Raw genomic sequence first — 252 nt, 5'->3', positions numbered from 1 at the left:
GTAACAGCCAAAGACTAGGCGGCGAAGCGGGGCCCCACGACGCCTTGGCCACACTCTTTCCGTGATTTACAAGATGAATTTCTTTTCGACCATCTGGCTGAGTAATATTCAAGATATAATGGTCTCCCTCGCTCTTAAAATCAGGTGAATCCAGAATCGGGGGTAGTAATGGATTAATAGCATATTCTTGGAGCGCATTGAAAAATAGAATCATCGGTTCACTTTTTGGGCTGTCTGGCTTGACAATACTCA

The 252-nt window shown here is 44.8% G+C and carries 1 protein-coding gene; it reads right to left on the bottom strand.

Annotated elements, in window-relative coordinates; genetic code table 11:
• On the bottom strand, positions 1-252 hold a 252-nt coding region (locus SB771_RS35890; protein ID WP_410722151.1), incomplete at both ends, for a hypothetical protein.

This window comes from Burkholderia sp. SIMBA_051 (genome assembly GCF_046534915.1).
GTDB classification, from domain to species: domain Bacteria; phylum Pseudomonadota; class Gammaproteobacteria; order Burkholderiales; family Burkholderiaceae; genus Burkholderia; species Burkholderia ambifaria.
The sequence above is the reverse complement of the archived record's forward strand: the minus strand, read 5'-3'. Positions and strand labels throughout refer to the sequence as shown.